Annotated in this window: 10 protein-coding genes; all 10 read right to left on the reverse strand. The window is 49.2% G+C overall.

Going from position 1 to position 12,433, the window contains the following annotated elements; all coding sequences use genetic code 11:
• Positions 1 to 267: 267 nt before the first annotated feature.
• The gene (locus QF049_RS20700) at positions 268 to 1,947 is read right to left on the reverse strand and encodes an NAD(P)H-hydrate dehydratase (protein ID WP_307540212.1); all 1,680 of its coding nucleotides are present in this window, start codon (positions 1,945 to 1,947) and stop codon (positions 268 to 270) included.
• Positions 1,948 to 2,140: 193 nt separating this feature from the next.
• Positions 2,141 to 2,773, reverse strand: a complete 633-nt coding sequence (locus QF049_RS20705) for an NAD(P)-dependent oxidoreductase (RefSeq protein WP_307540214.1) — start codon at positions 2,771 to 2,773, stop codon at positions 2,141 to 2,143.
• Positions 2,774 to 3,036: 263 nt separating this feature from the next.
• A complete protein-coding gene (locus QF049_RS20710) occupies positions 3,037 to 4,794 on the reverse strand; it encodes an alpha/beta hydrolase family protein (RefSeq protein WP_307540216.1) in 1,758 nt (585 codons plus the stop codon).
• The gene (locus QF049_RS20715) at positions 4,776 to 6,242 is read right to left on the reverse strand and encodes a tetratricopeptide repeat protein (protein WP_307540218.1); all 1,467 of its coding nucleotides are present in this window, start codon (positions 6,240 to 6,242) and stop codon (positions 4,776 to 4,778) included. Before QF049_RS20715 ends, QF049_RS20710 begins: the two co-directional genes overlap by 19 nt.
• On the reverse strand, positions 6,239 to 7,039 hold the full coding sequence (locus QF049_RS20720) for a hypothetical protein (protein ID WP_307540220.1): 801 nt from the start codon (positions 7,037 to 7,039) through the stop codon (positions 6,239 to 6,241). Before QF049_RS20720 ends, QF049_RS20715 begins: the two co-directional genes overlap by 4 nt.
• Positions 7,017 to 9,761, reverse strand: coding sequence for a lanthionine synthetase LanC family protein (locus tag QF049_RS20725; protein WP_307540222.1), 2,745 nt, complete (start codon positions 9,759 to 9,761; stop codon positions 7,017 to 7,019). Before QF049_RS20725 ends, QF049_RS20720 begins: the two co-directional genes overlap by 23 nt.
• Positions 9,762 to 9,879: 118 nt before the next feature.
• The gene (locus QF049_RS20730; RefSeq protein ID WP_307540224.1) at positions 9,880 to 10,017 is read right to left on the reverse strand and encodes a hypothetical protein; all 138 of its coding nucleotides are present in this window, start codon (positions 10,015 to 10,017) and stop codon (positions 9,880 to 9,882) included.
• A gap of 186 nt (positions 10,018 to 10,203) precedes the next feature.
• The gene (locus QF049_RS20735) at positions 10,204 to 11,475 is read right to left on the reverse strand and encodes an MFS transporter (RefSeq protein WP_307543356.1); all 1,272 of its coding nucleotides are present in this window, start codon (positions 11,473 to 11,475) and stop codon (positions 10,204 to 10,206) included.
• Entirely contained in the window at positions 11,465 to 11,842 is a 378-nt protein-coding gene (locus QF049_RS20740) for a ribbon-helix-helix domain-containing protein (protein ID WP_047840324.1), read from the reverse strand. Before QF049_RS20740 ends, QF049_RS20735 begins: the two co-directional genes overlap by 11 nt.
• A gap of 157 nt (positions 11,843 to 11,999) precedes the next feature.
• Positions 12,000 to 12,413 (reverse strand): GNAT family N-acetyltransferase, encoded by a 414-nt coding sequence (locus tag QF049_RS20745; protein ID WP_307540227.1) that lies wholly within the window; start codon positions 12,411 to 12,413, stop codon positions 12,000 to 12,002.
• Between the last annotated feature and the right edge of the window lie 20 nt (positions 12,414 to 12,433).

Consider the following 12,433-nt stretch of genomic DNA (forward strand, 5'->3'; position numbering starts at 1 on the left):
GTTTTTCAGGTATTTTCTCTGAAATACACAGAAATAACGTGGGTGAGATTCGTTAACTTTTGCTCCTCGATGTAATCCGTGGCATAGGGTGTATCAGGTTCGTTAGGGCATTGAGCATTGAGTACTGATCATTGATTAATCGACAATGATTAACGTGCACTCATCTACTTTTTGGTGCGCTGGTTCGTTTGATCACTTGCAGTTTGAAAATGTATCGTCATAGGCAGTAACCCAAAACCGCGAGCTTGTCCCATACCTGTCCCATCCTCACAGTGCGTCGATGATGTCTCCGGCCAGTAGGGACGACGGGTCACCGCGCAGCAATGCTGCTCGTTCGGCGGCCTGTCCGTGGAGATATACGCCGAACGCGGCAGCTTGCTCCGCGCTGAGCCCTTGGGCAAGCAGACCGGCGATGATGCCGGTCAATACGTCTCCGGCACCGCCAGTCGCCATGCCGGCGTGCCCGGTGGTGTTGATGTACGCCTCGCCGGATGGCGTTGCGATGACCGTTCGTGCTCCCTTGAGCACAAGGGTCACGCCCTGCTCGCGGGCGTACTGGGCAGCGTATCCAATGCGGTCACGCTGCACTTCCTGGGTCGACATGCCCAGCAGTCGGCCCATCTCGCCAGGGTGCGGAGTCAGAATTGTGGCCGCACTTCGCTGGCCCCAGTCGCGAGGCCCATGTGGGCCAGCGTCTGCCAGCATGTTGAGGGCGTCCGCGTCAATGACGAGCGGACGATCCGATTGTTGCCACAGACGGCGCAGCCAGTCTGTGTCGCCCTTGAAGCGGCCGAGGCCCGGGCCGGTCGCGAGCACGTCGCGGCTTTCCGCGAGACGCAACACGGCGTCGGCGGAAGCAGCGTTCCATTCGCCGCTGTCGCCATCGGCGGCGGCAGCGAGCATGAGCTCGGGCACGGTGCCGATGACATGCGGCAGCAGTGCCGCGGGCAGCGCCCATGTGGCGAGCCCGCAGCCTGCGCGCAGCGCGGCCTTGGCCGAGAGCAGGCCAGCGCCGCTCATCGGCAGACTTCCTGCGGCCAGCAATACGTGGCCGTAGGTGCCCTTGTGGCCGTCCGGTGCCCGGAGGCGGCCTGTATCCACGCGCAGCGCACTGCGCAGCACCTCGTCCGTCAGCAGACGGACCGAGGGGCCATGCTCTGGCGCAAACCGCGCGGGAATGCCGATGGCCCGCACCACAATGCGCCCCGCGGCAGAAGCGCCCGGGTACTGCACCAGCCCGCGCTTAAGCAGCGCGAGACATACGGTCACCCGGGCTTGAATGCAGGGCTCGTACACCTCTCCGGTGTCGGCGTCCAGCCCGCTTGGCACATCGGCGGACACGACCGGCTTGCCGCTGTCGTTCGCCGCCTCAATCAGCGCCGCGTAAGCTCCCCGCGGCGCCCCCCGCGAGCCGGTGCCCAGCAGCGCATCTACGATGCCTGTGCACCGGCTGAAGTCCACGGCTTCGCGCCCGTGGACAAGAGCAGGGATGCCAAGCTTCGCGGCGGCATCCCGTTGCACTGCGGCTTCGCCCCGCAGTGCATCAGGGGCATCGGCGTAGACCAATGTCACGCCAAGCCCTGCTTCAACCAAATGGCGCGCGGCCACCAGCCCATCGCCGCCATTATTGCCCTTGCCGATCAGCATGTACCACTGCTGATCTCCCGGGCGCTCCATCACCAGCGCCGGATCGGCTATGATGTCGCCACCATAACCCTGCCGATCGCCGGGCCCGGTGTGTGCCCGCCTCGCACCTGCCTTACTGTGATAACCAAGCTGCCCTGAATCCACAAGCCGGCCTGCTTCCTGCCCTTCCCGGCACATCTTGATGACTTCCTCGGCTACGGCGCGGCCTGCATTCTCCATTAGACTTGCTGCCGGAATACCGAGCTGATGAATGGTATGCTCGTCCACAGCTCTCATCTGATCAGCGGTTACGATAAACAATGTTCATCCCTCCCCGTGACATGCGCGTACCTAAAGCAACAACTTTGCACCTAAACGCTGTATCCTGTATTTGTATCGCTATCTTTCCCTTTACCTCATAATAGTTACCACGATGCGCTCCATGCATCATTGGAAGCTCTATTGATCCCGTGTAAGAGACCTTGAAGTTCAGCCTTCCAAAGCCTGTCTACGCTTAATAACCTACCGTAAAACGTGCTTGGATAAACTGCGGATCGTCCAATTCGTCCACCAAAGCCGCTGCAAAATCACCAACGGAAATCGAGCTTTCCCCGATATCATCCGTAATTACACGGTTCATCCCAACTCGGAACTGGCCTGTCCGACGTCCTGTTGTGATTGTCGCAGCAGGGCTCAAGTAGGTCCAGTGAATGCCCGATGCTTCAATCAGTTCATATGCATCTGCATGTGCTTTCGCCAGTGGTTTGACTTCTTCCGGGAATCCCGGCGTATCCATCAGCATATCACCGGAATCGGTTAGCAAGCTTCCCGCTCCACCAACTACAACCAGACGTCCTGCTTTTGCCCGACGCACACCCTCGATCAACGAACGTGTCACTTCCAGCATCTCTTCTTCTCCACCGAACTTCGGTCCATATGCACTCACAACCACTTCTTGACCCGCTGCAAAATCAGCCACCTGATCCGGGTTAAGCAGATCTCCCTGTTCTACACGCAAACGCTCATGAACCATCTCAATCTTCGAAGGGTCACGTACCACCGCTGTCACTTCATGCCCACGATCCATCAGCTCCCACAGTATCATCTTGCCAATCGCTCCGGTTGCTCCAAAAATGGCTACTTTCATATGAATTCCCTCTTTTCTGTAGATTTCATCTTATCAACTTACCGTTATTTTAATACTTAATCCTATTGTTATATACCTTAAACGGCTCACGCCATCTTAAACCGGATGTGACATCTTGTAAACGTTAATGTTCATTCGCTTAACCTCTCCAACTATGCACCAGACCACGAACAACTCTTCCCCTGCCGCTTTTCCTTTCCATATCCTTACCTTAAATATCGCCAAAAAAGCCGCATTTGCGGCTTCAACATCACGTATTTATCTTACGTGGATACTCTACTGCAGGTTAGAAAATCAACAGCCTTCTGCGCCCAGATTCGCTCCGAATAAGCCTCATGCGCCATATCCTGTACAATATGAAGCTCAATCCTGCCTACAGCTCCAGACAGTTGCTTGTTTTCCATGATGTCCAGATATAACCTCTCCGTTTGTTCTACGGGACACAGTTGATCAGCCTGACCGTGAATGAGTTGAATATCCACCTCACTGAGTCCGGATACATAAGCTGTTGGGCTTCGATCCCGCAGGGCAGATTGATCATGCAAAAGCTCACCGATTTCAGTTTCCAAGAATGATCTCAGCTTTGCTCCTCCGCCCGCATACAGTCCTTCCAGATCCGTAAACGGTGCACAGGCAACCACAGTACTCCATAACGCCGGACTTTTACCTGCTACCAGCAAAGCCAGATAAGCCCCATAGCTCACTCCATAGAGAGATACGTGTGAATAGGAAGATAACATCTGCTCCCGCATGAATTGGATGACATCTGCATCCACGCCGCCCCAATCGTTCTGAATGCGCATCCTGTAATCCGTGCCGAACCCTGAACTGCCGGGATAGTTCAGCCCGATGACCCGCACTCCTGCTTGATATAATCCGCTGATGACCGGACTAAAGCTGTCAAACAGGCAATTATGAGGCCCACCATGAAGATAGATGACCACCTGTTCTGCGCCCTTTGGGTGCATGTCCATGTACGGAATCATGTCATGCCCATAACGAACCCATCCATAGATTACATCGGGTTCCTCTTCAGGATGGTTACCAATTCTCTCATCTCGCTCAACCGGGAAACGGGTAATCGTACGCGTTTGCTCCGAAAACCGGTATATCCCCGGCACCGGAGGACGTATGATAGATTCATATTTTCCGATCAAGCCCTGTCTGTCCTTGCTCAGGACAGCCTGTGTCAAGATTCCCGGATAATCATACAGCTCAAACATCTTCTCTCTGTCCAATGTATATTGAACATATTGCCACCTGCCGCAGGTTATCCCTTCGCAGAGGACTAGCTGTTGATGTGGATCGATTTGCATTCTAATCAGTTCAGAGAAGGGTTGTCTATCCCTTGAACATTCATGCACCCGATCCTCTCCCTGCCTAATCCATCCCGGCTGGAAGCCATCTTCCACAGGAATAGAAACGGCTATCAAATCCCCCTGCTTATCCATCACAGGGTAGGCATACTCCGTATAGGGTATTTCGGATGATGGATGGATATCTTCGGAATATGAATACACTCTTCCAAATCCACCAACGTTTACACCAACCTCTCGTGTTGACGCAGACCAGAATACAAATTGCGGATTATCCAGATCAGGAGTAACCCATCTCGCTTCATCCTTTTCTGGATCATAAAGACCTATACGGACAGCTCCTGAACGATGTCTAATGGAAAATAGCAGAGTTAATTGCTCCCCTTGCCAAGCGGCCTGCATCACTGGAAATGGAAACTTCACTAATAGGCTCTGGACCAGAATTAATTGCTTCTCATTCTCGTATATATGAAGCCATTTCCCCGCCTTTTCCTGTGTAATCACAAGAACACGGTTCCTGCCCATGAACTGAATATGCTGCGTGTGCTGCTCTGACTCCGTCCCATGTTCAGAGAGGATCTTCCGGCTACCCATGCGGCCTGTATCATCAAGACTGCACCATTCGCATGTATTGTCATCATAGCCCAAGAGCATACTCGTTCGTTCCTTGTTCACACTCATTCGTGTCAGGAATGGATAGCCCAACCGGATTTCCTCCTTTCATTCCAGCACTTTAACTGCTCCCATCCCTCCAATTGCGATTCCAGTTTATCAATATACTGGTCCTGCGTGTATGCATCTAGGGGCGTAACGGTCCCCAGTCTGCCTAATGTTTCCCGAATCAACCTGATCTGTGGCAGACTGGCAATCGGCAGCCCCATCATCAATAGACGGTACACCCGGGATGCCCGTTCCTCTAACCCTTGAGTAATCAGCGCACCAGCGATTTCCACCGCACGGCCAAGCAGTTTGGAATGGATAGTGTTTGTCTTCATACGTAACAATTGAATCAACAGTTCATATTCCTGCTCCTGCTCACCAAGCTGTTGATGTAATACCATTTTTAATTGCAGTACATGCCCCAGCCAATCTGCGTACGCATCAACACATAACTTCTCCGCAGCCAGCAACGTCTTACCTGCCTCTGCATAGCGACCGGCTCGGAGCTGCAAGCCCGCAATGTTTAGTAACGTCTGAATCTGAAAAACTCGCTGATCGGGTCCATCAGGAAGCTGGCGTATACGCTGGCCCGCCTGTTGCTCCAACGTAATTGCACGTTCTACATTGCCCTCCTGCATCTCAATTAATGCTTCACCATTATCAAGCGCAGCCCATTTCCCAGTACGATACGTTTCAGTTAGTTCTTCATGGGCAATGATTTCCCGAGCTTTCGAATAACAGTGTCGTGCTTCGGTATACTGCTTCCCGTTTTTGGTTAACAGCTGACCCAACTCAAACCAGAGTACTGCCTGCTGTGTCGCCGACAAACGTTGAAATAACGAATTATTGTCGAAAAAATGAAAACAGGACCTGTAGCGGGCCGGATCAGCCGATTTGGACAACAAAACCCAGGCCAGCCTATTGTAGAGCGCCAACGCTACCTCTTTTTCCTTTCCATTATCCTTGCTTACCATTTGTAGCTGTTCTTCCAACAAACGTCGGGTCTGATCGGGCGTATCCCTGACAATAGATACCGGAAGTTTGGGGATGTACTCAGGATTACTCGCCATGGTTGGATATCGATGAAAAAAAAGCACTACACTTACTCCCCTTAATTTCTGTCGATACAGGATATAGTGGATGGCTCCCAGATCTGCAGGGTGAAGGTAGGAAGATACTTCAACCAGAACCCATTTCCTATTACCAGGCGTCCACCCTGATCTTTGGAATCTCAATAACGCATTTTTACATGCCACAAGATCATCTATTGGCTGAAATGGATTTAGTTGATAAATCAGCGGGAGAGTAGCATACGGATCACCAACCGCAATTTGTATAACCTTATCCTGCCAATGCGTTCTCAGTTTGTGAATTTCATGCTTCACTGCATCTGATGTCCCTTCAACGACAAACAATCCAGGTTCATGACTCACACGAAACCATTTACCTCTCAGATCATGATAATCCGTACTTTCCAGTGAGACAGGCATCATGAAAGTTCACTCTCTTTCGTGATTCGGCATACGTGTATAAGTTCAGGCACCTGTTGTAAATTCAGCGCCGTCATCAATTGATAACTGCCCCGGTTGTTTGCATCAAGTGAAGCTTTAATCCACTGATCCGGATCTGAACTGCACCGATGGAGACCATATGCAGCAAGCCATCGGGCCCAACCTTGACGTTTCGCTTCTGGTATTGTGAATATATGAGCAAGGAGTACACTCCCAAACTCATCGCTTAACAGGCAGCCCCCGATCTTCCTTCCTCCCAGTTCCACAAGCCCGGAACCTTTCAGCAGCTTGCCATATACACCCTGATAAATATCTCCGATAGCTTGACGAGCAGCTTCCCAACTTGGACAGGTAGGATCACTGGCCTGGAGCATGTGTGCAAGGGAATCCGCCTGCCCCTCCGCAGACATCCAAACCGCGTCTTCATTAGGCATAGCCGGCACGGGAACGTCCTTCAACTTGCCGAAAAATCGATACCGATGGGCAAGAATATCCGCCCGGTATCCAAGCTTCTCCCACGGAAATGAGGCAGGAGCAGTTGCATATAGAGAGGACCATGTGATTTTATCCAAAATGGATGACATTCGATCTTCCCAATATAGATTGGAATGTGCTTCACTCCATAAATCCAATGTATACTGCCCCTCACCCTGATCAATCATCATGAACGAAGATAGGGTTTCGTCGTTTCCAGGTTCAACTGCATAATAGCGAGCACCCGTCTTCCCCGATTCGTGCTGGCATTGTGGCAGGATATCAGATATGGATGTTAGCATCATACGCTTTCCCCTCCCTGTTATAATCGAAACCTGAATAAACCAGCGGTTCGGATGCAACAGACGGATAAAAACGGCGTAGCAGGAACGTATAGATCCCCATATAACCGGTCATATAATCCGGGGAGAAGGACTCCATGTCCTCCAGAGGCCACATCCATATGTCTTCCTGTTGATCGCTTCGCAATACATGCAAGCTCCGCGTATACTCCGCTAGTTTGGTTTCATATCTGCCTGGAAACCTGCGGTTGGCCAAGAGCAGAAAATCTCCATTGCCTGCAATTCCGTGACACTGCCCAAAAGAAGCAAATACCGTTGCCTGTGCCACTGCATCCGCTGCTTGAAGTCCAAGTCTGGTACAAAGGGGATCTTGCAAAATATCAGCTGCTGCCATCAAAAATCGACCAATACCCGCCGATCCATTACACCAGTGTACCCAGAGTGTATCCGGTTTTTCGGGGGATGCAGGCCACAGTCTTACGCCATTCGGTCCTCCATGACTCGTACGATCGAGTGTATTTACAATTCGCTTCACAGCAGAATAGTAAGCTTCCTTCCCTGTACGCTCTGCCAAAGCAAGCAGAAAATACCCGATACCTGCGATGCCATGAGAGAATCCAAGGGAATAATGACCTTTCTGGTCCGATTTATCTTTCACTTTCCACAAGCTCAATGTTTCATCCGTCTGCTCTTCCTGTTCCAAAATATAGACACCCAACTCATCTGCTCTTGCCAGAAGTTCCGAGCGGCCTCCAATGCGGTATATTTCAAGCAGCATCAATCCCAACCCTGCAGCTCCGTGACTAATATTGGTCTGTACTGGCTCATGTCGGGTGATTTCCAATGCCAGATCCTCTGCACGTCGAAGCAACGATGGATCATTTATTCTTTCAGCTGTCTCTGCCATTGCCCAGGGGACAGAGCCATATCCAAAGTATAATGCTACAGGTGTCTTATCTGGAACGTAAGGGTGATTCGTCAAAATCCATTCCAACACTTCATACGCATATTGATGGTATTGTCTGTTCTCTGTAATCTGACCAAGCTGATTAAAACCAAAAATCATCCCTGTCCAGCCAAAGTTGAAATTCGCCGGATGAAACATCTTGCTCATGCTGTTTTCCGGGAACAGTTGCAAGGGGCTATTAAAATCAAGAGAAGTATACAGTGTGTTTACCATACGCTCAGCCTGACGGAGCACTTCTTCTGGCTCCATATTGCATTCATCCTTCTCTATTACATCCCTGCTTCCTCCTGAATGGACCTCTTGCTGCTCCAGTAATGCAACCAACGTTTCACGAATTTCTGATAACTTCACATATCCGCCAGACATGATCTCAATACCCAGACTTCCCAAGCCACGAAGTTGTGTATTACTTTGATGATCCAGATAAGCTTGTGCAGCTTCCAGATGGGATTGCCGATATTTCAGATAGGGGTCGATGGATGAAGCCATGTAATAAAAGACGGCTCCCAGTGCATACAGATCATCTGCATGACTGGATCGCCTGCTGTGCTCACGCCCTCGTGGCACATAGCCCGGAGTATGACCGGTCAATGGATCAGCCTGGTTCTCATCACTTCTAACATAAGCCAGTTCAAGATCAATCAGGCGTACACTTCCGTCTGTCAGCACAACAATATTGTTGGGCGTCAAATCATTGATCACAATCCCTGTATCGTGACATTGCTGCACCATATCGAGAATATGTATACCCATCCGATGCATATCCGTCCGGTTGTAATCTGCGGCTACATGTCTGCGATGGATATATTCACGCAAGCTGATGCTTTCAAAATACTCCAGGATCAGATAGCGATTATTTTCAGTGCTAAACAGATCAAGCGGTCGTGGGGTAACCCCCGTATCTTTCATCAGATCAAGCACGCGATATTCATTATCCAGATAGTCATGAGCAGAGCGCCCATTACCGTCTACACGCATGCGGTGGACCGCTTCTTTCATGACAGCCTGTTCGTACGATGTGCCAGAGATGAGAAATACTCCTCCCTTGCCGGATTTCTTGAGTACACGTCTCACACGAATATTTCGTATACCAAACTCATTGTTATTGGAATCGGAGTGACGAGAAGCAGCCTGATCCTTCCCAGTGGCTTGAATCCGCAGTAACTCCTCAGGTTCATTCACCCACTCCGGTTTATACCTGCCGGGTGTTCTTCGATCCTCTTCCAGCTTACCTTCCGGATTCTGGATGGCATACACTTTTGCACCCGAGTAACGGTCATAGTAGAAACGATCAGTGAATGCGCCATAACGATAAAATACACACTGGCTATCGAGGTATGCCCGATCAGTCGGAATAGCCGGTCCTTTCAGATCACTTGTACATGAATGCATTAGCTCCAGTAGCTTCAAGAACTGCTCTTCATCTCGTGCGTAGATGGTGACACACTTCCCAGTCTGAGGGAGAGGTATCGAACCGTTAGATGTTTCAATCAGTTTCAGTCCGCTACTCACCACTTTCCATTGCACCTCATTTTCTGTTAGAACAGGTGCAATGCGGCGCAGCAATTCAGCCCCTTCCACAGGGATAACAGACAGATGAATTTTCCAGCCCTGTGCGGGAAGCCTTAATTCTTCCGGTCTAAAACAAATCCAATGGCCGTCATTCGACCATTGGATGGATTGGGGAAGTTCCCGGATTATATGTTCCAAAGCGTTCTCAAAGGCGTCCTTCTTGGGGATTACGCTTGCGAATTTCAATGAGAATCACTCCTTTTTAGATAAAGTAAGAGGGGGAGGGACAATTATTTTAGTAATGCGAGAAAATCAAAGACTTATCTTTCAAATGATTCAGTGAATAGAGCGTGTAAAGAAGTTCCTAGTTCTCGACAACGATTGTTTGTGAGCTAGTCCAGCTGCACACTGTACACAAGCTTGTTTCCTCAAACATGTTGTTATCCTCTTCAACCTCTAGTGCCATCAAATCCTGTACAGATAAAATTTCCTTGTTTTCCATGATAAATTACCTCCCATTTGTCTCCCCCTCTTATAAACCAAATTCTACATAAATTTTGATATTCCTTCTTTTTAATTGAATTATTTTACATAAATTATTCATAACATCCATTTATATTTTCTGATCATGTCAAATTACGTGTTACCTCGGATAAAAAAGAGGATCAATATGACATAAAAATCCAGACTACACCGAGGCCGTTTGTTGTTGGGTACGCTTGCTCCGTTCTTCACGGAAAGGTCGGACAAACAGGCTTGCCATTCCCATACAAATAACAAATGTACCAATCCCCATGTACACCCATGAAGGGTTGTACGTTTCAATGAACCACCCTCCCAGCAACAACCCAAGCGGATTACTAATGCCACTCATCAAGACACCCATGCTGTTCATGACACGTCCTCTTTTTTCTTCCGGGGTGGATAAAAGAATGGAAGTAACCAATGGTACATTCACAAGAGCAAGTCCCATCATCAACAAAAATGAACATGCAATCGCGATATACAGGTTAGGAAACATCGGCATGAGCAGCAAACTTGTACCTGAGATGAGATAACTGATCAGAAACCAGTGAGCGAGTGAGAGTCGTTTGGCATATTTACCACTAAGCAGAGAACCTGCAATACTGCCAGCGGCAAAGGCTGACTGAAGCAGACCGTAGCCTTGTGGTCCGGCTTGCAGCACCATATTGGCAAAAATCGGCGTGAAAATGTGCAGTGGTGCACCCGCAAAATTGATAATGGCTCCAAAGATAATGCAGCACGCCAAAATTTTACGGGAAAACAGAAATGTAATTCCCTGCATGCTATCTTTAACAAAACCGGAGACTCCTTTTTGTTTCACGACTTTGGTTACAGGGATGCGGATAAAGAAAATGGATATGGCGGATAACAGAAATGTAACGGCATAGATGAACAGGATGGACTGAACGGAGATGAGCGCGATCAATATTCCCCCCAAGGCGTATCCAAGCAATTCAATCGTTTTGGAGGAAGAGTTCAGTAATGCATTGGCTGGAGCTAATTGTTTTGTAGGTTCTGGCAAAATTGCGGGGATGACTGTCTGGGTTGCGGGATTGAACAAAAAACCAAGGATGGCAATGAGCAGATTGGCTGCGTAAATATGCCACGGAAGCATGGCTCCTGTCATGAACAAAAGTGCCAATATGCAAGCTATGCCTGCACGCAATATATCTGTCCAGATCAAAAGCTGCTTTTTCGGCAGGCGATCACTGATCGTAGCCAAGGGAATGCCCAAAAATGCATAGATCAAGTACGGCAACATCGGAATCAGTGCGGCAGCAAGTGCCGACTCCGTTAATTGGAGGATATACCACATCGTTGCCATAGAAAATAAAATCTGCCCTGTGCCAGAGACCAATCTACCAACAAGAAGCACAACAAAAGAAGGAAGGCGCAAAACCGCCCGATAGCTGTCGCCGCGAATTTCATTTTTCATCTTTTTCACGCACCTCTCCCTCGTACGTAACAGATTCATCATCACTAATACGATGCAGACGCGTAACCAAACCTGAATCTCGAATGGTCTGTTGTATCTTGGCTTTTACCCGTTCCAGTTCAGCCGTATACTCGCGTATCTCGTTCAATAAGGTCTGATGGGTTCTTATGCCTTCCCTAATCAACATTGCAGTCGCATCAGAACGGTTTTTGGCTAATTCAAGAAATACTAGCTGATCTATGATATCAATCTCTTCCTGACTTAATCGAACGGAAACAACTCCCTTGGCTCCTGAAAGGTTTTTGTTCGCCTGCTCCACAGATCGTTCCACCATCTGGTTAAACTGAGCTTTCTGGTCATTGTACATATTCAATTCCTCCATTCTTCACGAGTGCACCCGTATATCGTAATTTGTAAATCGTAACTGGTTTTAATTTACATTATACCTGTAAATAAATGGTTGTAAAGCAAAAAACCTTTGGATTTATCCAAAGGTTCGCCGAATATGTTATTTAACTAGTTCACTAGTCTCCCTGCCTCCACCACATACCCTCCGATTTTGGGCTGGTGTATTCAAATCCAAATTGAGCATAAAGTTGATCAGCCGGAACATCCGCCAGCAGACTGACCAAACCACGGGCAGGTACTGCTTTACGCAGATAATTCATAATCTCGCTCATGATCAGTTTTCCATACCCCATTCCCTGAACATCCGGGTGTACAGCAATATCGACGACCTGAAAGAAACAACCTCCATCTCCAATCACTCGCCCCATGCCTATCAGCATATCCTCTTCACGCAGACATACGGCAAACAGGCTATTCGGTAATCCAATCTCCGCCCCTTCCCTACTCATCGGGCTAAGGCCGGCAATCTGCCGCAAGGCAAGATACTCCACTGCTGCGGGAGGTGTGTGTTCAATACTCACATGATTCATGAATTGTGCCCCTTTCTGCT

The organism is Paenibacillus sp. W4I10 (assembly GCF_030816325.1).
GTDB classification, from domain to species: Bacteria; Bacillota; Bacilli; order Paenibacillales; family Paenibacillaceae; genus Paenibacillus; species Paenibacillus amylolyticus_B.